Below are 21822 nucleotides of genomic sequence, written 5' to 3'. Positions count from 1 at the left end.
TGGAGTACCTCCATGACCCAGAAGACTCCTGTCTACGACTACGTCGTCATAGGCGGCGGCACCGCCGGTTCCGTCATCGCCTCCCGCCTCACCGAGAACCCGGACGTCACCGTCGCCGTCATCGAGGGCGGCCCCAGCGACGTCGGCCGCGAGGACGTGCTGACGCTGCGCCGCTGGATGGGGCTGCTCGGCGGCGAACTCGACTACGACTACCCCACCACCGAGCAGCCACGCGGCAACTCGCACATCCGGCACAGCCGCGCCCGCGTCCTCGGCGGCTGCTCCTCGCACAACACCCTCATCGCGTTCAAGCCGCTGCCGTCCGACTGGGACGAGTGGGAGCGGGCCGGCGCCAAGGGCTGGGGCGCCGTGCAGATGGAGGCGTACTACGCCCGGCTGAAGAACAACATCGTCCCGGTCGACGAGAAGGACCGGAACGCCATCGCCCGCGACTTCGTCGACGCCGCGCAGAACGCGCTCGGGGTGCCGCGCATCGAGGGCTTCAACAAGAAGCCGTTCACCGAGGGCGCCGGCTTCTTCGACCTCGCCTACCACCCCGAGAACAACAAGCGGTCCTCCGCCTCGGTGGCGTACCTGCACCCGGTGATGGACGAACGGACCAACCTGACGCTCTGGCTGGAGACCTGGGCGTACAAGCTGGAACTGGACGGCACCCGTGCCGAGGGCGTCCATGTGCGCACCAAGGACGGCGAGGAGGTGCTGATCCGCGCCCGCAACGAGGTGGTGCTGTGCGCCGGCGCCGTCGACTCGCCGCGGCTGCTGCTGCACTCCGGCATCGGACCGCGCGAGGACCTGGAGGCGCTCGGCATCCCCGTGGCGCACCACCTGCCGGGGGTCGGCGAGAACCTGCTCGACCACCCCGAGTCGGTGATCGTGTGGGAGACCGAAGGGCCCATCCCGGAGAACTCGGCGATGGACTCCGACGCCGGTCTGTTCGTGCGCCGGGACCCCGGACACGCGGGCCCCGACCTGATGTTCCACTTCTACCAGATCCCCTTCACGGACAACCCGGAGCGACTGGGATACGAGCGGCCGGAGTTCGGGGTCTCCATGACGCCGAACATCCCCAAGCCGAAGAGCCGCGGCCGGCTGTACCTGACCAGCGCCGACCCCGAGGTCAAGCCGGCGCTGGACTTCCGGTACTTCACCGACGAGGACGACTACGACGGCCGCACGCTCGTCGACGGCATCCGCATCGCGCGCGAGATCGCCAGGACCGAGCCGCTCGCGCACTGGCTCAAGCGGGAGGTGGCGCCCGGTCCGGACGTCACCGGCGACGAGGAGCTGAGCGAGTACGCCCGCAAGGTCGCGCACACCGTCTACCACCCGGCCGGCACCTGCAGGATGGGCGCCCCCGACGACGAGGCCGCGGTCGTCGACCCCGAGCTGCGGATCCGGGGCCTCGAGGGCATCCGCATCGCCGACGCCTCCGTCTTCCCGACCATGACCGCCGTCAACCCGATGATCGGCGTGCTGATGGTCGGCGAGCGCGCCGTTGAGCTGATCGGCGGTGATGCGCGATGAGCGCGACGACCGTGGCCGGCTCCGCCGCATCCGCGTCCAACCCGGGCACCCCGCCCGTCTTCTCCGTCGACGGACTGTGGAAGGTCTTCGGGCCCCGCGCCGACAGGGTGCCCGCCGACCCCGCACTCGCCTCCCTCGACGCGGCCGAGCTGCGCGCCCGCACCGGCTGCACCGCAGCCGTGCGGGACGTCTCCTTCGACGTCCGCAAGGGCGAGGTCTTCGTCGTCATGGGCCTGTCCGGCTCCGGCAAGTCCACACTGGTGCGCTGTCTGACCCGGCTGATCGAGCCGACCGCGGGCCGTATCGCCATCGACGGCGAGGACGTCCGCGCGATGGACGGGACGCGGCTGCGGGAACTGCGGCGCCATCGCGCCGCCATGGTCTTCCAGCACTTCGGCCTGCTGCCGCACCGCACCGTCCTCGACAACGTCGCCTACGGCCTGGAGATCCAGGGGATGGGCCGCGCCGCGCGGCGCGAGAAGGCCGCCGAGGTCGTCGCCAAGGTCGGTCTCGCCGGCATGGAACGCCGCCGGCCGGCCCAGCTCTCCGGCGGCCAGCGGCAGCGGGTCGGACTGGCCCGCGCCCTCGCCGTCGACCCCGAAGTGCTGCTGTTCGACGAGCCGTTCAGCGCGCTCGATCCGCTGATCCGCCGGGACATGCAGGACGAGGTGGTGCGGCTGCACCGTGAGGAGGGCCGCACGATGGTCTTCATCACGCACGACCTCCAGGAGGCGCTGAAGCTGGGTGACCGCATCGCGCTGATGCGGGACGGCCGTGTGGTGCAGCTCGGCACGCCCGAGGAGATCGTCGGCGCGCCCGCCGACGACTACGTGCGCGCGTTCGTCCAGGATGTACCGCGCGAGCAGGTCCTGACCGTCCGTACGGCCATGCGTCCCGCCTCGCCGGCGGAACGGGCGGGCACCGGTCCGACGGTCGCCCCCGACACCACGGTCTCGGAGGCCATAGGAACGGTCGCCACCGCCGGTGCCCCCGCCCGCGTCCTGGACGGGGGCGAGTGCGTGGGCGTCGTGGACGCGGAAGCGTTGCTGAACGTGGTGGCCGGCCACCCCACCGCCACGCCCGCGGACACCTCCGTGGATGACGCCGCGAGCGGCAGCGCCGCGCTCACGGACGCGAGCGGTCCCGCCGACGCGGCGTCGGACGGACCGGCCGCTGCCGGAGGCGCCGGCGGCTCCGCCCACCGGGGCGCGGGCACGCCCGCCGGGTACCCGGCCGCAGGCGGGGACGCTCCCGCCGGCCCGGGCACGGGCGCGTCCGCCGATGACGCCGCGGTCGGCGGTGCCGCCGGGCCGGACACCGACGGGCCCGCCGACGGCGGGGCGGACGGGCCGGCCGGCGCCGGACGGCCCGGCGTGCCCGCCCCGGGCGCCGGCAGGGCGGCCGCCTCCGCCGCCGGTGAGGAGTCCGTCTGATGACGACCCTCACCGCCACCACGCGGGGGACCGCGACCTCCGGCGTCCTCGGCAATGCGCTCGTCCGCAAGCTCGGCGTCCTGCTCGTCCTCGCCGCCGTCGTCGTGCCGTTCGCGGCGAGCCGGTGGGGGAGCGGGGCGTGGCCCGGGGCGTTGACCGTCGACCTGTCCGGGCCCCTCGGCACCGCCAGTGACTGGATCGTCGACAACCGCGACTCCCACCCCCTGTTCCTGTACTTCCTCGGCCACGTCAGCAACGCCGTCGTCATCGCCGTACGCGCCGTCTATCTCGCTCTCCTCGCCGTCGGCTGGGCGGGAGTGACCGCGGTGGCCGCGCTGACCGCCTGGCGTGTCGCGGGCGTCCGGCTCGCGCTCGGGACCGCCGCCGCGTTCCTCGCCTGCGGACTGCTGGGCATGTGGGTGCCCACCATGCAGACACTCGCGCTCATGGTGGTCGCGGTCGCCGCGTCCGTCGTGGCGGGCGCGCTGCTCGGGCTCGCGGCCGGGCTGTCCGACCGTATGCACCGGGCACTGCGCCCGGTCCTCGACACCATGCAGGTGCTGCCCGCCTTCGCCTACCTCCTGCCGGTCGTGCTGGTCTTCGGCATCGGCGTCCCCGCGGCCGTGCTCGCCACGGTCGTCTACGCCGCCCCGCCGATGGCCCGCCTCACCGCGCTCGGGCTGCGCGGCGCGGACAAGGAGGTGCTGGAGGCCGTCGAGTCGCTCGGGACGACCGCACGCCAGCGCCTGCTGACCGCCCGTGTCCCGCTGGCCCGCAAGGAGCTGCTGCTCGGCCTCAACCAGACGATCATGATGGCCCTCTCCATGGCCGTCATCGCGTCGGTGATCGGCGCGGGCGGCCTCGGTGACCGCGTCTACCAGGCGCTCGCCTCGGTCGACGTGGGCGCCGCGCTCGCCGCCGGCATCCCGATCGTGCTGCTGGCGGTCGTCCTGGACCGGGTGACCGGCGCGGCCGGCGCCCGGCTCGGGGACGCGCCCGCCCCCGACGCCCGCCTGCTCGGCGCGTGCGCCCTGGCCGCCGCGGTCGTCGTCGCGGCCGTGGGACGTCTCGCGGGCCGGCTGGAGTGGCCGGAGAGCTGGGAGGTCGGGATCGCGGAGCCGGTCAACCGGGCCGTGGACTGGATGACCGCGCACCTGTACTCGGGCGTGCCCGTGGTCGGCGGCACCGCCGACTGGGCGGGCCGTTTCACCACCTGGGTGCTCGACCCGCTCCGCGACGGACTCCAGTGGCTGCCCTGGTGGAGCGTGCTGCTGATCGTCGCCGCCCTGGCCTGGCTGATCGGTACCTGGCGCACCGCCCTCACCGCCGTGCTCGCCATGGCCGCCATCGGGGTGCTCGGCGTGTGGGGGCCGTCGCTGGACACGCTGTCGCAGGTCCTCGCCGCCGTCGCCGTGACCCTCGTCATCGGCTTCGCCACGGGCATCGCCGCCGCGCGCAGCGACCGCGTCGAGCGGCTGCTGCGCCCGGTGCTGGACGTGTTCCAGACGATGCCGCAGTTCGTGTACCTGATCCCCGTGGTCGCCCTGTTCGGCGTGGGCCGCGCCCCGGCGGTCGCCGCCGCGGTCGTCTACGCGCTGCCCGCCGTCGTCCGCATCACCGCGCAGGGGCTGCGCCAGGTCGATCCCGCCGCCCTGGAGTCGGCGCGCTCGCTCGGCGCCACCGGCGCCCAGCAGCTGCGGCAGGTGCAGCTTCCGCTGGCCCGCCCGGCGCTGCTCCTCGCCGTCAACCAGGGCGTGGTCCTGGTCCTGGCCGTGGTGATCATCGGCGGTCTGGTCGGCGGCGGCGCGCTCGGCTACGACGTCGTCTTCGGTCTTGCGCAGGGCGACCTGGCGACCGGACTGGTGGCCGGCGCCGCGATCGTCTGCCTGGGCCTGATGCTCGACCGGGTCACCCAGCCCACCGGACGCCGCACGACGAAGGGAGCGTGACATGCGGATCCGTACGATGCCCGCCGTGGCGGCGGGCTGCGCGCTCCTGCTGCTGACCGGCTGCGGGGCCGCCGACATGACCAGGCAGGCCTCGCCGTTCGCCAACGCGCGCGGGGCGAGGACGGTCACCCTCTCGGTGCAGTCCTGGGTCGGCGCCCAGGCCAACGTGGCCGTCGCCCAGTACCTGCTGGAGCACGAGCTGGGTTACCGCGTCGACACCGTGCAGGTCGACGAGGTGCCCGCCTGGGACGCCCTCAGCCAGGGCCGCGTGGACGCGATCCTGGAGGACTGGGGCCACCCCGAGCAGGAACAGCGGTACGTCGAGGAGAAGAAGACCATCGTGGGCGGCGGCGACCTGGGCGTCACCGGGCACATCGGCTGGTTCGTGCCGACGTACTTCGCCAAGCGGCACCCGGACGTCACCGACTGGAAGAACCTGAACAAGTACGCCGGTGAGTTCCGCACCCCGGAGAGCGGCGGCAAGGGCCAGCTCCTCGACGGCTCGCCGTCCTACGTCACCAACGACAAGGCGCTGGTGAAGAACCTGAAGCTGGACTACCGGGTGGTGTTCGCGGGCTCCGAGGCCGCGCAGATCACCCAGATCCAGCAGTTCGCCAAGGAGAGGAAGCCCTTCCTCACCTACTGGTACACCCCTCAGTGGCTGTCCGAGCAGGTGCCGATGACGGAGGTGAAGCTGCCGCCGTACGAGGAGGGCTGCGACGCGGACCCGGAGAAGGTCGCCTGCGCCTATCCGCACACCCCGCTGCAGAAGTACCTCAACGCGGACTTCGCGCGCAACGGCGGCAAGGCGGCGGAGCTGCTGCGGAACTTCGAGTGGACGACCGAGGACCAGAACGAGGTCTCCCTGATGATCGCCGAGCAGAAGCTGTCGCCGGGAGAGGCGGCGAAGAAGTGGGTGGACAGCCACCGCTCCGTCTGGGAGAAGTGGCTGCCCTGACCGCTCGCTAGTGGCGCTGTCCCGGCTGGTAGTGGCCGGGCGTCATCCGGCAGGTCACGCCGAACCGGTTCCAGGCGTTGATCACCGCGATGGCGGCGATCAGCTGGGACAGCTCCGCCTCGTCGAAGTGCTTGGCGGCCCGCTGGTACACCTCGTCGGGCACGAAGCCGTCCGTGAGGACCGTGACCGCTTCGGTCAGCTCGATCGCGGCGATCTCCTTCTCCGTGTAGAAGTGCCGCGACTCCTCCCACGCGGACAGCTGGATGATCCGCTCCACGCTCTCGCCCGCCGCGAGGGCGTCCTTGCTGTGCATGTCCAGGCAGAAGGCACAGTGGTTGAGCTGCGAGGCGCGGATCTTGACCAGCTCGGCCAGCTTCGGGTCCAGGCCCTTACGGGCCGCGGCGTCCAGCCGGACCATCGCCTTGTAGACCTCGGGGGCGTGCTTCGCCCACTCCATGCGGGCGGGCTCCTCCGCCGCGTAGGGGACCGTCCCGGTCGTGTCGGTGTTCGTCATGCCGTCGACCCTAGGGGCGAGGAAGCCCAGGAGTATGGTCCAGTTCCATGGCGGAACGCTGGGCCACTTTCGGCATCGACCTGCACCTCGACCCGGCCGGGCCCGGACTGCGGCGCGGCCTGACCGACGCCCTGCGCGAAGCGGTCCGCAGCGGCCGGCTCGCCCCGGACACCCGGCTGCCCTCCTCCCGCTCCCTCGCCGCCGACCTGGGCATCGCCCGCAACACCGTCGCCGACGCCTACGCCGACCTGATCGCCGAGGGCTGGCTCACCGCCCGCCAGGGTTCCGGCACCCGGGTCGCCCCGCGCACCGTCCCCGAGCGCCCGGCCGCCCCCACCCCTCGCCGTACCCCCGGCCGGCTCCCGTACAGCCTGCTGCCCGGCACCCCCGACCTCGCCTCCTTCCCGCGCGCCGAGTGGCTCAGGGCCACCCGCCGCGCCCTCGCCGCCGCACCCCACGACGCCTTCGGCTACGGCGACCCGCGCGGCCGCCCGGAACTCCGCGAGGCCCTCGCCGGCTACCTCTCCCGGGTCCGGGGCGTACGCGCGGACCCCGGGCACGTCGTCGTCTGCTCCGGCTTCGCCCACGGCCTCCAGCTGCTGTCCGAGGTGCTGCGTGCCCGCGGCGCCCGCACCCTCGCCGTCGAGCCGTACGGCCTCGACGTCCACTGGGACCTCGTCCACCGCGCCGGCCTGGAGACCGCGCCGCTCGCCCGGGACGCCCTCGGCACCCGTGCCCAGGACCCGGGCGACGCCGACGCGGTGCTGCTCAACCCGGCCCACCAGTTCCCGCTCGGCGGGGCGCTTCTCCCGGAGCGCCGGGCCGCCGTGGTGGAGTGGGCGCGCCGCACCGGCGGCCTGATCCTGGAGGACGACTACGACGGCGAGTTCCGCTACGACCGCCAGCCCGTCGGCGCCCTCCAGGACCTCGACCCCGGCCGGGTGGTCCACCTCGGCACCGCGAGCAAGTCCCTCGCCCCCGGCCTGCGGCTGGGCTGGATGGTGGTGCCGCCGTGGCTGCTGCCGGACGTCGTCGACCACGGCGGCGGCAGGACGGTCGGCGTCGTGGAACAGCTCACCCTCGCCGAGTTCCTGACCTCCGGCGCCTACGACCGCCAGGTCCGCGCCGCCCGCCTGCGCTACCGGCGCCGCCGCGACGCCCTCGTCGAGGCCCTCGCCGCACGGGCGCCCCACGTCCGCGTCACCGGCATCGCGGCCGGACTGCACGCGGTGCTCGAACTGCCCGCCGGCACCGAGCAGTCGGTGCGGCGGTCGGCCACCTGGCAGGGCCTCGCCGTGAAGGGCCTGGACTCCTTCCGTCACCCCGGCGTCACCGACCCCGTCGGCGACGCCCTCGTGGTCGGCTACGCCACCCCGCCCGACCACGCGTGGGCCGGCACCCTGGACGCGCTGCTCCGCTCCCTGCCGTGACCGCGCCCGAGCCGCCTCCCGCGACCGGAGCCCGGGGTCTTCCGCCGGCGCCGATCGGTCATAGCGCACCACACGCTGACAAACCGTCACCGCCGACGCGGGCGGGAGCGGGGGCTCCCGTGCGGCCCGGCGGAACGGTCTCTAGGCTGTCCGCCGCGAGCCGGGCGACACGGGAACGGTCCGGCGCGACACGAGGGGGAACGAAGGGCATGGCGCAGACACGGCGACGGCTGCGGTCCAGCACGGTGGTGCTGGGCGGCATGGGCGTGCTCGCGGCGGCACTGTCGGCCTGCGGGTCCGACCCGGACCGGCGGTGCGTGGACCGCGACAGCTACACCCTCGGCGACGGGTACAAGGTCGTCTCCGACAAGAACTGCTCCGGCGGCTCCTCCGGCTCCCGGGGCAAGAGCAGGTCCCGCACCACCGACGCCGACTGGTACTACGACTCCGACGTCCGCAACGGCTACGCCGAGCACGGCACCTTCAGCCGCAGCGAGGCCGTCGACCGGGGCGGCTTCGGCTGCTCCGGCAGCGGCGGGGGCTGAGCCGCCGTGGAGCGGCGCACCACCGAGCCCCGCCCCGGCTGGCAGCAGACCGTCGAGGAACAGGGGCTCATCTACCCGCTGACCCGCTACCCCGACGACTCCCTGCGCCCCTACTGGGACGAGAGCGCCTACTACGTCTTCGCCCTGGACGAGGTGGAGGCGCTGGAGGAGACCGTCGAGGAACTCCACGCGATGAGCCTGGCCGCGGCCGGGCACATCGTCACCGAGGGCCGCTTCGCCGACCTCGGCATCACCGACCCCCGGGTCGTGGACGCCGTCACCGAGTCCTGGCACCGCAGGGACGAACTGCCGTCCCTGTACGGCCGCTTCGACCTCCGCTACGACGGCACCGGCCCGGCGAAGCTCCTGGAGTACAACGCGGACACCCCGACCTCCCTGGTGGAGGCGGCCTCCCCGCAGTGGTTCTGGATGGAGGAGCGCTTCCCCGGCGCCGACCAGTGGAATTCCCTGCACGAACGGCTCGTCGACGCCTGGAAGAAGCAGTCCGCGCTGCTCCCGCCGGGCAGCCCGCTGTACTTCGCCCACACCGCGGGCGACGAGAGCGGCGAGGACCTGATGACCGTCGCCTACCTCAAGGAGACCGCCGAGCAGGCCGGTCTGGAGACCGACTGGCTCTCCATGGAGGAGATCGGCTGGGACCGCCTCTCGGGCCGCTTCGTCGACACCCGCCTGCGGTTCATCCGCAGCATCTTCAAGCTGTACCCGTGGGAGTGGCTCACCACCGACCGCTTCGCCGACCACGTGCTCGACACCCTCGACAACGGCGGAGGCACCGGCTCCACCCTGTGGATCGAACCCGCCTGGAAGATGCTGCTCAGCAACAAGGCCCTGCTGGCGATCCTCTGGGAGCTCAACCCGGGTCACCCCAACCTCCTCCCCTCCTACCTCGACGGCCCCCGCGAACTCGCGGACACCACCGGCTGGGTCGCCAAGCCGCTGCTGGGCCGCGAGGGCGCAGGCGTCACCGTGCACGAGCCCGGCACCGCCCCGGGACTCCGCGACGAACCCTGCTGCTACCAGCAGCTCGCCCCGCTGCCCGACTTCGACGGCAACCGCGTCGTCCTCGGCACCTGGGTGGTGGAGCACGAGGCCGCCGGCCTCGGCATCCGCGAGTCCTCCGGCCTGGTCACCGACGGGTACGCCCGCTTCCTGCCGCACGTCATCCTCTGACCGGCGGCCCCGCGCCGACGGCGGGGCGCCGCTCACTCCCGTATCGCGGACACCCGCCGCGCCGGTCCGGGCCACCCGGTAACCTGGCCCGCGGGCCGTGACTGGCGCGCTGGGATGGGACCAACCATCGGGGAGCGGCCCGCGAGGAACGTGCCGTGCGCCTGGGCCATCCGTACCGTGAACGCTGAACGCTACGTCCGGAGGTCCCCATGTCTGCCGAGCATTCGCTCACCCCCGAGTCCACCGCCTTCCGCTCCGCCCTCGACGTGATCCGCGCCGTCGAGCCGCGCGTCGCCGACGCGATCGGGCAGGAGGTCGCCGACCAGCGCGAGATGCTCAAGCTGATCGCCTCCGAGAACTACGCCTCCCCGGCCACCCTGCTGGCGATGGGCAACTGGTTCAGCGACAAGTACGCCGAGGGCACCGTCGGCCGCCGCTTCTACGCCGGCTGCCGCAACGTGGACACCGTGGAGTCGCTGGCCGCGGAGCACGCCCGCGAGCTGTTCGGCGCCCGCCACGCCTACGTCCAGCCGCACTCCGGCATCGACGCGAACCTGGTCGCCTTCTGGGCCCTCCTCGCCGACCGCGTCGAGGCGCCCTTCCTGGAGAAGACCGGCGTCCGCCAGATCAACGACCTCTCCGACGCCGACTGGGCGGAGCTGCGCCAGGCCTTCGGCAACCAGCGCATGCTCGGCATGTCCCTGGACGCCGGCGGCCACCTCACCCACGGCTTCCGGCCCAACATCTCCGGCAAGATGTTCGACCAGCGCTCCTACGGCACCGACCCGGCCACCGGCCTGATCGACTACGAGGCGCTGCGCGCCACCGCCCGCGAGTTCAAGCCGCTGATCATCGTCGCCGGCTACTCCGCCTACCCCCGTCTCGTGAACTTCCGGATCATGCGGGAGATCGCCGACGAGGTCGGCGCCACGCTCATGGTCGACATGGCGCACTTCGCGGGTCTCGTCGCCGGCAAGGTCCTCACCGGCGACTTCGACCCCGTGCCGCACGCCCAGATCGTCACCACCACCACCCACAAGTCGCTGCGCGGCCCGCGCGGCGGCATGGTGCTCTGCGACGACTCCCTCAAGGACCAGGTCGACCGCGGCTGCCCGATGGTCCTCGGCGGGCCGCTGCCGCACGTCATGGCCGCGAAGGCGGTCGCCCTCGCCGAGGCCCGCCGGCCCGCCTTCCAGGACTACGCCCAGCGGATCGTGGACAACTCCCGCGCCCTCGCCGAGGGCCTGATGCGGCGCGGCGCCACCCTCGTGACGGGCGGCACCGACAACCACCTCAACCTGATCGACGTCGCCTCCTCCTACGGCCTCACCGGCCGGCAGGCCGAGGCGGCGCTGCTCGACTCCGGCATCGTCACCAACCGCAACGCCATCCCGGCCGACCCCAACGGGGCCTGGTACACCTCCGGCATCCGCATCGGCACCCCGGCGCTGACCACGCGCGGGCTCGGCACGGCGGAGATGGACGAGGTCGCCGGTCTCATCGACCGCGTCCTCACCACCGCCGAGCCCGGCACCACCAAGTCCGGTGCGCCGTCCAAGGCGTCCCACGTCCTCGACGAGAAGGTCGCCGACGAGATCTCGCGCCGGGCCACCGATCTGGTCGCGGGCTTCCCGCTGTACCCGGAGGTCGACCTCGGCTGAGGTCGCCTGCCGGCTCCGTCACACGTCCAGGAGTTCCTGGCGGGGTCCGTCGCCCCGGCCCCTGCGGTCGCGCACGGCGGCCGCACCCCGGAGCGCGTACGGGCGCAGTGCCAGGGCCAGGACGGCTCCCGCCGCCAGGCCCGGTACCGCCCACCACCAGGCGGCGCCGTCACCGCCGCCGTCCGTGGCGGAGGCGGCTGCCGGCGTGGGGGCCATGTGCAGGTCCTCACGCGGGGTCGGCTGCGCCGCGGGCGCGGAGGCGCCGGTGGCCGTCACGCCCAGCTGCGCGAGCAGGGCGCGGAGCTTGGCCGGCTGCTCGGCGCGGTGCCAGGTGCCGTCGTTGCCGTCCGTGATGCGGGTGGACGTGTGTATCCAGGCGTCCTGACTGCCGTCGGGGAGGGCGATCTGGTGCACCCGCCACGGGGTCACGTCGTGGACCATCCACGTCACGTTGATGTGCTGGCCGGAGGCCGTGGCGAGGTGGGGCGGCCTGGTGCGGGTGCCCTGGTGCACGGGGCCGAGCAGGCGCTCGAGTGCTGTGTAGCGCTTGTCGGCGTAGTACAGGCTGGCGGTCTTGCCGGTCGTCGCCGAGACGATCAGGACGCTGGTGGGGCCTCCGGCGGTGGCGGGTGGGGTGGCCCAGGTGAGCAGGGCCAGGGTGGCGACGAGGATCGCCCTGAGGTGTCGTCCGGTGCCGTCCTTCCAGGTGTGCATGTGTGGTCCCCCACTGGGCTGGTCGAACTTCGTGCGGCTTGGTGAGAGCCGCCTGTCACTTTTGATACACCGGTCGGTGCGGTGGGGTTCCCAGGGGGTTTTCGCCCCCGCCGCCCCTTCCCTTCCCGTCCCTGGGGCTGCGCCCCAGACCCCCTGTCGACATCCCAGCCCCTCCGGCGTTTGAGGAGCGGGGTCCGGGGCGGAGCCCCGGGAGGGCGGTCACGTGCCGGACCCGGGGGTGATGGACGTCGCTATCTCGCGCGCCCGCGCACGCGACTCCACCCCCTCCAGGCGGAGGGTGACCCGGCCGGCCGGGCTCCACAGCAGCGTCGGCCCCGCCGTCCGTTCCTCCCGCGTGAACCTGCGCCCCTCCCCGTCCACCATCCAGAAGGTCAGCACATGCGGCCGTGGGAACCACAGCCCCTGGCCCCCCACGTCCAGCCACTCCGGCTGTTCCCGCACCGTCTTCGTGAACATGAGGTCCAGACGGCCCGGGAACTGGTCCAGGCGGACCGTCCGGCCGTCGTCGTCCATCCAGCACAGGCTGACCAGGGACCGCCCGTGCGGCAGGGCGCCGACCGACACCGCGTCCGGCGGACCCAGCGCCTCCGGGACCATGGGCGTGAAGCCCGCCCGCCGGGCCGCCTCCTCCAGCCGCACCGGAGCGGCGCAGTCCGGCACCCGGCCGCCCGGGGTGGGCACCGCCGACGGGTCGTGCCGTACCTGGACGCCGTGGAAGCCGAACCAGTCGCTCACCGTCGCCCGCACCGGGGGCGTCAGCACCAGCACCGTCAGCAGACCGCACAGGGCGGTCAGGAGAGAGCGCCAGCGGGTGCGCGTCCAGTGCCGGATCGCACGTACGCGGGACCGAGGGGGCGGCTCCGGGGCGGGGAGTTCCTCTGCGAGTATCCGGGCGAGCACCCGCTCGGCCATCGTCTCCGCACCTGCCGGCCCGTCCGGCGCGTCCAGGGTGCGGCCGTAGGCGCGCAGCTCCTCGCGCAGACGCCGCAGCTCCTCCTCCTGCCGTCCGCTCACGCCGGCGCACCCCCTTCCGGCAGCAGCCGCCGGAGCCGGCGCAGGGCGCGGTTCAGACGGGACTTCACCGTGCCCCGGGGCCAGCCCAGGGCCTCGGCCGTCTCCCGCTCGTCCATCTCCAGCAGGTACCGGTAGGTGACGACCAGCCGGTGCTCCTCGCTCAGCTGCTCCAGGGCGGCCAGCAGGGCCGCGCGACGCTCGGTCTCCAGCGTGGCGACGGCGGGGTCCGCCGACTCCGGTATCACCGGCTCGGCCCCGACGAGGGCCGCCTCCCGGCCGGCCAGGGTCGTCCTGCGTGCCGCCGCGCGCACTGTGTTCCTCGTCTCGTTGGCCACGATCGACAACAGCCACGGCCGGAAGGCCGCGCCGTCCCGGAAGCGCCCCAGCGCGCAGTACGCCTTCACGAAGGCCTGCTGCACCACGTCCTCCGCGTCCGGCCCCGCCCCGAGCGCGGCGGCCGCCCTGAGCGCGATGCCCGTATGGGCGCGCACCAGCTCCGCGTACGCCTCCGGCTGCCCGGCGCGTACGCGTGCGATCACCGCGGCCTCATCGACGATGCGGCCCCCCTCCCGCGTCCTCACTCTCTTGTTACACCCCGCGGAACGGATCGGTTCCCACCTGTTCCCGGTCCGTTCCGGACCGCCCCGCGGAACCTGAGAGAATGGTGTGCATGGCGACTGACCGACCCCGCGTGCTCTCCGGAATCCAGCCCACAGCAGGCTCCTTCCACCTCGGCAACTACCTCGGTGCCGTCCGCCAGTGGGTGGCGCTCCAGGAGACCCACGACGCCTTCTACATGGTCGTCGACCTGCACGCGATCACGGTCCCGCAGGACCCGAAGGAGCTGCGGGCCAACACCCGGCTCGCCGCGGCCCAGCTGCTGGCCGCCGGTCTCGACCCGGACCGCTGCACCCTCTTCGTGCAGAGCCATGTGCCGGAGCACGCCCAGCTCGCCTGGGTGATGAACTGCATCACCGGGTTCGGCGAGGCCTCCCGCATGACCCAGTTCAAGGACAAGTCCGCCAAGCAGGGCGCCGACCGGGCCTCCGTCGGCCTGTTCACGTACCCGATCCTGCAGGTCGCGGACATCCTGCTGTACCAGGCCCACGAAGTGCCGGTGGGCGAGGACCAGCGCCAGCACATCGAGCTGACCCGCGACCTCGCCACGCGCTTCAACGGCCGGTTCGGCGACACCTTCACGCTCCCGAAGCCGTACATCCTCAAGGAGACGGCGAAGATCTACGACCTCCAGGACCCGGCGGTCAAGATGAGCAAGTCGGCGTCCACCCCCAAGGGCCTGATCAACCTGCTCGACGAGCCGAAGGCCACCGCCAAGAAGGTCAAGAGCGCCGTCACCGACACCGACACGGTGATCCGCTACGACGTGGCGGAGAAGCCCGGCGTCAGCAACCTGCTCACGATCTACTCCGTTCTCACCGGCACCACCGTTCCGGAGCTGGAGGAGAAGTACGCGGGCAAGGGCTACGGCGCGCTCAAGACGGACCTGGCGGAGGTCATGGTCGACTTCGTGACTCCGTTCCGGGAGCGCACCCAGCAGTACCTGGACGACCCGGAGACGCTCGACTCGATCCTCGCCAAGGGGGCCGAGAAGGCGCGCGCCGTCGCGGCGGAGACCCTCGCCCAGGCGTACGAGCGGGTCGGCTTCCTGCCCGCCAAGCACTGAGAGCACCGCGCCGGACACGGCACCGGCGCGGTGAACGGGCCCACGGGCCCCGTCCGTACCACCGCACAGCGCTGTACATCACTCCTCCTGCGCCTGCCCGCATCCGGGTCGTGGTCGTACAGTCGAGAACGGGTGACCGCTTCGGCGGTCACCCGGACGCGCACCCGCTCCACCACCGCGCTTCACCACCACAACGACAGGAGACGACGTGGGGACCGTAACGATCGGCGTGTCGATCGCGGTCCCGGAGCCTCACGGCAGCCGGCTTCAGCAGCTGCGCGCGGGCTTCGGCGACGCCGCCGCCTACGGCATCCCCACGCACGTCACCCTGCTGCCGCCGACGGAGGTCGCCGACACGGCCGTCCCGGCCGTCGAGGCGCACCTCGCGGAGGTCGCGGCGGCGGGCAGGCCGTTCCCGATGAGGCTGTCGGGCACGGGCACCTTCCGGCCGCTGTCGCCGGTGGTGTACGTCCGGGTCGTCGAGGGCGCCGAGGCCTGCACGCGGCTGCAGCAGCAGGTCCGCGACCCGTCCGGGCCGGTCGCCCGCGAGCTGCAGTTCCCCTACCACCCGCACGTCACCGTGGCGCACGGCATCGACGAGGCGGCCATGGACCGCGCCTACGAGGACCTCGCCGGGTACGAGGCCGAGTGGCCCTGCACCGGCTTCGCCCTCTACGAGCAGGGCGCCGACGCGGTGTGGCGCAAGCTGCGCGACTTCCCCTTCGGGACCGCCGTGGTGCCCCCGCAGGCGGGACACGTCGACCGGGGCTCGGTCTCCGCGCGTTGACCCCGGCGGCCGGCCCTCACACCGGCAGCCGGCGGAACACCCCGCGCGGCAGATGCCGCAGCGCCGACATCACCACGCGCAGCGCGCCCGGCACCCACACCGTCTCCGAGCGGCGCCGCAGCCCCAGCTCCACGGCCGTCGCCACCGCATCCGGGGTGGTGGCGAGCGGCGCCTCGGGCAGCCCCGCCGTCATCCGCGTCCGCACGAACCCGGGACGCACCACCATCACGTGCACGCCCGTGCCGTACAGCGCGTCGCCCAGGCCCTGCGCGAACGCGTCCAGGCCCGCCTTGCTGGAGCCGTAGATGAAGTTGGCGCGGCGTGCCCGCTCGCCCGCGACGGACGACAGCACCACCAGCGAGCCGTGCCCCTGCGCCTGAAGGGCGCACGCGCACACCAGGCCCGCGGAGACCGCGCCGGTGTAGTTGGTCTGCGCGACCCGCACCGCGGCCCGCGGGTCCCGCTCGTCGCGCGCCTGGTCGCCCAGGGTGCCGAAGGCGAGCAGCACCATGTCGACGTCGCCCTCGGCGAACACCTTGCCGAGCGCGTCCTCGTGGCCGGCCGGGTCGAGCGCGTCGAAGTCGACGGTGTGCACCTCGGCGCCGAGCGCGCGCAGCTGCCCGGCCGCCTCGTCGAGGCCGGGGGAGGGGCGGCCGGCCAGCCACACCGTGCGGGTGCGGCGGGCGATCAGCCGCCGCGTGACCGCCAGCGCGATCTCGGAGGTACCGCCGAGCACGAGCAGGGACTGGGGGAGGCCGAAGGCGTCCTTCACGACAGCTCCTCAGGGGGCCGGGAGAGGGGAGGGGGTCACAGGCGGAGGCGGCGGGACAGGTCCGAGGTGAACACCCCGCGCGGGTCCAGCTCGGCGCGCAGGGCGCGGAAGTCGTCCAGCCGGGGGTACATGGCCGCGAGCAGCTCGGGACGCAGCCGGGAGTCCTTGGCGAGGTAGACGCGGCCGCCGGCGGCGGCGACCTCCTCGTCGAGCTCGTCGAGGAAGGCGCCGAGGCCGGGCAGCGACGCCGGGATGTCCAGCGCCAGGGTCCAGCCGGGCACCGGGAACGACAGCCAGCCCGGGTCGGCGTCCCCGAACCGCTTGAGGACGGCGAGGAACGACGGGCAGCGGCGCTGGGAGATCCGGCGCACGATCCGGCGCAGGGTGTCCTCCCGGCCGTGTCCGACGACGAACTGGTACTGCACGAAGCCGCCCCGCCCGTAGATCCGGTTCCAGTGCGGCACGCCGTCCAGCGGGTGGAAGAACGCGGGGATCCGCTGGAGCTGCCCGGTCCGCGAGCGGGGCGCCTTGCGGAACCACAGCTCGTTGAACAGCCCCACGGTGGTCCGGCTGAGCAGCCCCTCCGGCACGAAGGAGGGCGCGGCGGGCAGGCGCGAGGTGCGGAACGACAGCGGCTCACGGCGGGCGGAGCGCGGCAGGGCGTCGAGCGGGGCGTGGTCGCCGCGGGTGAGGACCGCGCGCCCGGTGGCCCTGCCGCGCGCCAGCAGGTCGATCCAGGCGACCGAGTAGCGGTAGCGGTGGTCGGTGTCGGCGAGACGGGCCATCAGATCGTCGAGGTCGGACGCGCGTTCGGTGTCGACGGACATCCAGGAGGTCCGCACGGGCTGGAGGCGGACCGTCGCGGTGAGGATCACCCCGGTCAGCCCCATGCCGCCCGCGGTCGCCTCGAACAGCGGCGTGCCCGGAGCCACCGTGCGCACCTGCCCGTCGGCGGTGAGCAGCTCCAACGACAGCACATGGCGTGAGAAGGACCCGCTGACGTGGTGGTTCTTGCCGTGGATGTCGGCGCCGATCGCCCCGCCGACCGTCACGTACCGCGTGCCGGGCGTCACCGGCACGAACCAGCCGAGCGGCAGCAGCACCTCCATCAGCCGGTGCAGGGACACGCCCGCGTCGCACAGCACGGTGCCGCCGTCGGCGTCGATCGCGTGGATCCGGTCCAGACCGGTCATGTCGAAGACCTCGCCGCCCGCGTTCTGCGCGGCGTCCCCGTACGCCCGGCCGAGGCCGCGCGCGATGCCGCCGCGCGCCCCGCACCCCCGGACGGCGAGGGCGGCCTCCTCGAACGTCCGCGGACGGACGAGCCGGGCGGCGGACGGAGCGGTGCGGCCCCACCCCGTGACGGAAACGGTGTCGGCAGGCATGACGGCGACCGTATCGCCCCTCTGTGAGCCGTTGGTTTTGAAACGTGAATCCCGTCCCCGAAACGGGTGATTAATGGGATGTCGTCCCGAAGCGATGGAATTCCGGTGCGCCGGGGGTGAACAGTGAGCCACATGGACGACCAGCACGACCTCTTCCGGCCCCGCGGTCTCCACGGGGTGGACCACCGGATCGTCTCCGCGCTCAGGGCGTGCGGCTCCGACCCGCGCGTGGCCGGGGCCGCGCGCGCCCTGTCCTGGGCGGGGGAGCACGGCGCCGTGTGGGTCGCGGCGGGCCTCGCGGGCGCCGTCGTGGACCGACCCCGGCGCGGCGCCTGGCTGCGCGGCACCGCGCTCACCGCGGGCGCGCACGCGGCGAGTTCCGTGGTGAAACGGGTCGTGCGCCGCCCCCGCCCGGCTCATGTCGAGCCCCTGGTCGGCACCGTCGGACGGCACTCCTTCCCCAGCTCCCACGCCACCTCCGCCGCGGCCGCCGCCGTCGCTTTCGGCGCGCTCGGCGCCCGCGCGGTGCCGCCGCTGGCCGCCGCCGTGTGCGTGTCACGGCTGGTGGCCGGCGTCCACTACCCGTCGGACGTCGCCGCCGGCGCCGCCCTCGGCGCGCTCACCGCCCGGCTCGGTGCCCGCTGGATGACGGGAGGCACGGCGTGACGCTGCTGCGCGAGCGCCCCGAGCGGGAACGGGCGGAACCGTCCGTCCGGGGCGGGCTCCTCACCGGCCTGCTGCGCACCGCGCGCCCCAAGCAGTGGGTCAAGAACGTCCTGGTGGCCGCTGCCCCGGCCGCCGCGGGCGTCCTCTTCACCGCGCACGCCCTGACCCGGCTCGCCCTGGTGTTCACGCTGTTCACCGCCTGCGCCGCCGCCGTCTACCTGGTCAACGACGCGCGCGACGCCGAGGCCGACCGCGCCCACCCCGTCAAGTGCCGCCGCCCGGTCGCCGCCGGACAGGTCCCGGTGCCCGCCGCCTACGCCGCCGGAATCACCCTCGGCGTGCTCGCCCCGGCCGCCGCCGCGCTGCTGTGCCCGCCGGAGCTGGCCGCGCTGCTCGCCGGCTACCTCGTGATGCAACTGGCCTACTGCGTCAGCCTCAAGCACGTCCTCGTCGTCGATCTCGCCGTCGTCACCGCCGGGTTCGTGATGCGCGCGACGGCCGGCGGCCTCGCCCTCGGCATCCCGCTGTCCCGCTGGTTCCTCATCACCACCGGCTTCGGCGCCCTGTTCATGGTCGCCGCCAAGCGCTACTCCGAGGCCGTGCAGCTCGCCGGGAACGGCGGAGCCACGCGCGCGCTGCTCACCGAGTACACCACCGGCTACCTGCGTTTCGTGTGGCAGCTCGCGGCCGGGGTCGCCGTCCTCGGCTACTGCCTGTGGGCCCTGGAGGAGGGCGGCGTGCCGCACACCAGCGTGCTGCCCTGGCGCCAGCTGTCCGTCGTCGCCTTCGTCCTCGCCGTGCTGCGCTACGCCGTCTTCGCCGACCGGGGCACCGCGGGCGAACCCGAGGACGTGGTCCTCGGCGACCGCGCCCTCGCCCTCATCGGCCTGGTGTGGGCGGCGATGTACGCCCTGGCGGTGGCCGACTGGTGAGGGACCGCCTGCGCCGGCACCGGCGGGAGCTCCTCGGCTTCGCGACCGCCGGCCTCCTCGCCTACGCCGTCGACCTCGCCCTCTTCACGTATCTGCGCGGCCCCGGCGGACTCGGGCCGCTCACCGCGAAGGCGCTGTCCTTCGTCGCCGGCTGCTCCGTCGCCTACACGGCCAACGCCCACGGAACCTACCGCGACCGGCGCGTGCGCGGCGCCCGCCCGTTCGCGGTGTTCTTCGCCGTCAACCTCGCCGGCGCCGCCGTACAGCTCCTCTGCCTCGCCGTCAGCCACTACGGGCTGGGTTACACCTCGCAGCGCGCGGACACCGTGTCCGGGGCGCTGGTCGGTATGGCACTGGCCACCGTCGTCCGTTTCTGGGGGACCAGGACATTGGTCTTCCGGGATGCGGGCAGAGTCGGATCGTGGACTGGCTGAAGAAGCTCCCTGTGGTGGGGCCCTGGGTGACCCGGCTGTCGCTCACGCACGCGTGGCGGTCGTTCGAGCGGCTGGACCGGGTGCACTGGACGCGGCTCGCCGCGGCGATGACGTTCCGCAGCTTCGTCGCGCTGTTCCCGCTGCTCACCGTGGCCGCCGCGATCGGCGCGGCGACCCTCGGCAAGGAGCGCCAGGACACCCTCCAGAACACCATCACCGACCAGGTGCCCGGCATCTCCGACCAGCTCGACGTCGGGGAGCTGGCGGCCAACGCGGGCACCGTCGGCCTGATCGCCGGCGCCGCCCTGGTGTTCACCGGGATCAGCTGGGCCGGCTCCATGCGGGAGTGCCTGCGCGCGGTGTGGGAGCTGCCCGACGACGAGGAGAACCCGCTGCTGCGCAAGGGCAAGGACGCGGGCATCCTCGTCGGCCTCGGCGGCGCGGTCCTCGTCACCCTGGCCGCCTCCGCCGTCGCCACCGCCCTGGTCGGACGGATCAGCGACGCCGCCGGACTGGAGAAGGGCGGCTGGGGCGGGGTGATCCTGCAGATCGCCGCGTTCGCCGTCGCCGCCGGCACCGACTTCCTGCTCCTGCTCTACGTCCTCACCCTGCTGCCCGGCGTCGAGCCCTCCCGACGCCGGCTGACCGTCGCCGCGCTCACCGGCGCCGTCGGCTTCGAACTGCTGAAACTGCTGCTCAGCGGCTACATCCAGGGCGTCGCCGCGAAGAGCATGTACGGCGCTTTCGGTGTCCCCGTGGCGCTGCTGCTGTGGATCAATCTCACCACCAAACTCGTCCTGTTCTGCGCGGCCTGGACGGCCACCCCGAGCAAGGACGACGAGGCCGCCGAGGTCACGGACGGGAACGGCGGCGCACCAGGTCCGGCAGCGGCCAGCGCCGGTTGACCAGGAACGTGCCGCCCGCGAGCAGCACCACCACCCCGCCGGCGATGCCGAACGCCACACCCATGCCGTCGGCGCCGCCGCCCGTGTGCGCGCTCGCCACCGGCTTCGACCCGGCCCCGGTGCCCCCCGCCTGGCCGGGCGACGCGGACGGACCGGCCGCGGCGTTCGCCTCCTCCACGCTCTTCGGCGGCACCAGCTCGCCCACCGGCTCGACCTTGCCGGCCGCGGCGAAGCCCCAGTCGAAGAGGCGCGCGGTCTCCTTGTAGACCCCGTTGGACTCCTTCTTCTGCGGGTTCATCACGGTCACCAGCAGCACCTTGCCGTCGCGCTCGGCGACCCCGGTGAAGGTCGCCCCGGCGTTGGTGGTGTTGCCGTTCTTCACCCCGGCTATGCCCTGGTAGACGGGCACGTCGTAGTCGCCGCTGAGCAGCCGGTTGGTGTTCTGGATCTCGAAGGACCCGCGGACCCGCTTGCCCTTCTTGTTCTTCTTCGTCTCCCCGGGGAACTGCGCCCGCACCGTCGAGCAGTACTCCCGGAAGTCCTTCTTCTGCAGCCCGGAGCGGGCGATCAGGGTCAGGTCGTACGCGGAGGACACCTGGCCCGGGGCGTCGTAGCCGTCGGGGCTCACGGCGTGCGTGTCGCCGGCCTGCAGCTCCTCGGCGTGCTCGTTCATCTCGTCGACGGTCTTCTTCACGCCGCCGTTCATCGCGGACAGCACGTGCACGGCGTCGTTGCCGGAGCGCAGGAAGACGCCGAGCCACAGGTCGTGGACGGTGTACGTCTCGTCCTCCTTCACGCCCACCATGCTGGACCCGGCGCCGACACCCGCCAGGTCCGAGGGCTCCACACGGTGCGTAGTCGTGCGCGGCCACTTCGGCAGCAGCGTGTCGGCGAACAGCATCTTCAGGGTGCTCGCCGGGGCCATCCGCCAGTGCGCGTTGTGCGCGGCGAGCACGTCGCCGCTCTCGGCGTCCGCGACGATCCACGACCGGGCGGACAGCTCCTTCGGCAGCACCGGCACCCCGGCGGCCAGGTTCACCTGGGTCCCCGGCCTGCCCAGCCGCTCCCCGCCCACGGTCGACATCCGCGCAGGCGGTACGGCGGACGGGGACGTCGTCGGCTCGGGCGCCGCGAGGGCGGCCGGCGCGGTCAGCGCGGTGGACAGCAGGACGGCGGAGGCGATCAGCGCGGAGCGCCGGACGGTCTTCTCGGTAGCGGGCACGGTCCGCAAGGTACATGCCATCCCTGGGGACGTCCCCGCCCGGTCCCCACCCCGCGAAGG

21 protein-coding genes and 1 riboswitch are annotated in these 21822 nt (G+C 73.4%); of the genes, 14 read left to right on the top strand and 7 right to left on the bottom strand.

What is annotated here, in order from left to right; genetic code table 11:
• The first annotated feature begins 12 nt into the window (after window positions 1–12).
• Genes ELQ39_RS11760 through ELQ39_RS11745 form a run of 4 tightly spaced genes read left to right on the top strand, consistent with a single transcriptional unit; the run spans window position 13 to window position 5885 of the window.
• Complete coding sequence (locus ELQ39_RS11760) at window positions 13–1545, top strand: GMC family oxidoreductase (protein WP_242591860.1); 1533 nt, start codon at window positions 13–15, stop codon at window positions 1543–1545.
• Entirely contained in the window at window positions 1542–2978 is a 1437-nt protein-coding gene (locus tag ELQ39_RS11755) for a quaternary amine ABC transporter ATP-binding protein (protein ID WP_242591859.1), read from the top strand. The genes ELQ39_RS11760 and ELQ39_RS11755 overlap by 4 nt, the downstream gene beginning before the upstream one ends.
• Window positions 2978–4927, top strand: coding sequence for an ABC transporter permease (locus ELQ39_RS11750; RefSeq protein WP_242591858.1), 1950 nt, complete (start codon window positions 2978–2980; stop codon window positions 4925–4927). Before ELQ39_RS11755 ends, ELQ39_RS11750 begins: the two co-directional genes overlap by 1 nt.
• A gap of 1 nt (window position 4928) precedes the next feature.
• Window positions 4929–5885 (top strand): ABC transporter substrate-binding protein, encoded by a 957-nt coding sequence (locus ELQ39_RS11745; RefSeq protein WP_190004862.1) that lies wholly within the window; start codon window positions 4929–4931, stop codon window positions 5883–5885.
• A 7-nt stretch (window positions 5886–5892) separates the two neighbouring features.
• Here ELQ39_RS11745 and ELQ39_RS11740 read toward each other — a convergent pair whose 3' ends face one another.
• Window positions 5893–6399 (bottom strand): carboxymuconolactone decarboxylase family protein, encoded by a 507-nt coding sequence (locus ELQ39_RS11740; RefSeq protein ID WP_242591857.1) that lies wholly within the window; start codon window positions 6397–6399, stop codon window positions 5893–5895.
• Window positions 6400–6446: 47 nt separating this feature from the next.
• Here ELQ39_RS11740 and pdxR point away from each other — a divergent pair, with 47 nt between their 5' ends.
• From pdxR to ELQ39_RS11720, 4 genes are all read left to right on the top strand, one after another.
• Complete coding sequence (pdxR, locus tag ELQ39_RS11735; protein WP_242591856.1) at window positions 6447–7829, top strand: MocR-like pyridoxine biosynthesis transcription factor PdxR; 1383 nt, start codon at window positions 6447–6449, stop codon at window positions 7827–7829.
• Window positions 7830–8038: 209 nt separating this feature from the next.
• Entirely contained in the window at window positions 8039–8374 is a 336-nt protein-coding gene (locus ELQ39_RS11730; RefSeq protein ID WP_190004859.1) for a hypothetical protein, read from the top strand.
• A gap of 6 nt (window positions 8375–8380) precedes the next feature.
• A complete protein-coding gene (locus tag ELQ39_RS11725) occupies window positions 8381–9565 on the top strand; it encodes a glutathionylspermidine synthase family protein (protein ID WP_242591855.1) in 1185 nt (394 codons plus the stop codon).
• A gap of 87 nt (window positions 9566–9652) precedes the next feature.
• Window positions 9653–9739, top strand: a riboswitch (ZMP/ZTP riboswitch).
• A gap of 35 nt (window positions 9740–9774) precedes the next feature.
• Window positions 9775–11226 (top strand): glycine hydroxymethyltransferase, encoded by a 1452-nt coding sequence (locus ELQ39_RS11720; RefSeq protein ID WP_242591854.1) that lies wholly within the window; start codon window positions 9775–9777, stop codon window positions 11224–11226.
• An 18-nt stretch (window positions 11227–11244) separates the two neighbouring features.
• On the opposite strand, the gene ELQ39_RS11715 is transcribed toward ELQ39_RS11720, so the two are convergent.
• The 3 genes from ELQ39_RS11715 to ELQ39_RS11705 all read right to left on the bottom strand — a co-directional run bounded on the left by ELQ39_RS11715 (window position 11245) and on the right by ELQ39_RS11705 (window position 13514).
• Entirely contained in the window at window positions 11245–11940 is a 696-nt protein-coding gene (locus ELQ39_RS11715; protein WP_242591853.1) for a hypothetical protein, read from the bottom strand.
• 219 nt (window positions 11941–12159) lie between these two features.
• A complete protein-coding gene (locus tag ELQ39_RS11710) occupies window positions 12160–12975 on the bottom strand; it encodes a hypothetical protein (RefSeq protein ID WP_242591852.1) in 816 nt (271 codons plus the stop codon).
• Window positions 12972–13514 (bottom strand): RNA polymerase sigma factor, encoded by a 543-nt coding sequence (locus ELQ39_RS11705; RefSeq protein WP_225626010.1) that lies wholly within the window; start codon window positions 13512–13514, stop codon window positions 12972–12974. The genes ELQ39_RS11710 and ELQ39_RS11705 overlap by 4 nt, the downstream gene beginning before the upstream one ends.
• Window positions 13515–13645: 131 nt before the next feature.
• Here ELQ39_RS11705 and trpS point away from each other — a divergent pair, with 131 nt between their 5' ends.
• Window positions 13646–14659, top strand: a complete 1014-nt coding sequence (gene trpS, locus ELQ39_RS11700) for a tryptophan--tRNA ligase (RefSeq protein WP_190004853.1) — start codon at window positions 13646–13648, stop codon at window positions 14657–14659.
• A 208-nt stretch (window positions 14660–14867) separates the two neighbouring features.
• Window positions 14868–15446, top strand: a complete 579-nt coding sequence (locus tag ELQ39_RS11695; protein ID WP_190004852.1) for a 2'-5' RNA ligase family protein — start codon at window positions 14868–14870, stop codon at window positions 15444–15446.
• Window positions 15447–15462: 16 nt separating this feature from the next.
• Here ELQ39_RS11695 and ELQ39_RS11690 read toward each other — a convergent pair whose 3' ends face one another.
• A complete protein-coding gene (locus tag ELQ39_RS11690) occupies window positions 15463–16218 on the bottom strand; it encodes a decaprenylphospho-beta-D-erythro-pentofuranosid-2-ulose 2-reductase (protein ID WP_242591851.1) in 756 nt (251 codons plus the stop codon).
• A 35-nt stretch (window positions 16219–16253) separates the two neighbouring features.
• Window positions 16254–17603 carry an FAD-binding oxidoreductase gene (locus tag ELQ39_RS11685; protein ID WP_190004850.1) on the bottom strand — a complete coding sequence of 450 codons (1350 nt, stop codon included), beginning with the start codon at window positions 17601–17603 and terminating at the stop codon, window positions 16254–16256.
• Between the two features lie 132 nt (window positions 17604–17735).
• On the opposite strand from ELQ39_RS11685, the gene ELQ39_RS11680 reads away from it, so the two are divergent.
• The 4 genes from ELQ39_RS11680 to ELQ39_RS11665 are packed head-to-tail and all read left to right on the top strand — an operon-like array spanning window position 17736 to window position 20540.
• Window positions 17736–18269 carry a phosphatase PAP2 family protein gene (locus tag ELQ39_RS11680; RefSeq protein WP_033272352.1) on the top strand — a complete coding sequence of 178 codons (534 nt, stop codon included), beginning with the start codon at window positions 17736–17738 and terminating at the stop codon, window positions 18267–18269.
• A complete protein-coding gene (locus ELQ39_RS11675) occupies window positions 18266–19201 on the top strand; it encodes a decaprenyl-phosphate phosphoribosyltransferase (protein WP_190004849.1) in 936 nt (311 codons plus the stop codon). Before ELQ39_RS11680 ends, ELQ39_RS11675 begins: the two co-directional genes overlap by 4 nt.
• Window positions 19198–19635, top strand: a complete 438-nt coding sequence (locus ELQ39_RS11670; protein ID WP_242591850.1) for a GtrA family protein — start codon at window positions 19198–19200, stop codon at window positions 19633–19635. Before ELQ39_RS11675 ends, ELQ39_RS11670 begins: the two co-directional genes overlap by 4 nt.
• Complete coding sequence (locus ELQ39_RS11665) at window positions 19623–20540, top strand: YihY/virulence factor BrkB family protein (RefSeq protein WP_190004847.1); 918 nt, start codon at window positions 19623–19625, stop codon at window positions 20538–20540. The genes ELQ39_RS11670 and ELQ39_RS11665 overlap by 13 nt, the downstream gene beginning before the upstream one ends.
• On the opposite strand, the gene ELQ39_RS11660 is transcribed toward ELQ39_RS11665, so the two are convergent.
• Window positions 20488–21762: a D-alanyl-D-alanine carboxypeptidase family protein gene (locus ELQ39_RS11660; RefSeq protein WP_337663003.1), complete on the bottom strand. Its 1275-nt coding sequence runs from the start codon at window positions 21760–21762 to the stop codon at window positions 20488–20490. The two genes, ELQ39_RS11665 and ELQ39_RS11660, sit on opposite strands and share 53 nt — an antisense overlap.
• Window positions 21763–21822 lie beyond the last annotated feature (60 nt).

Source organism: Streptomyces sp. GB4-14 (assembly GCF_022696125.1).
In the GTDB taxonomy this organism is placed as follows: Bacteria; Actinomycetota; Actinomycetes; order Streptomycetales; family Streptomycetaceae; genus Streptomyces; species Streptomyces werraensis.
Note: the sequence above shows the minus strand (reverse complement) of the source record. Positions and strands in the feature narration are given on the sequence as shown.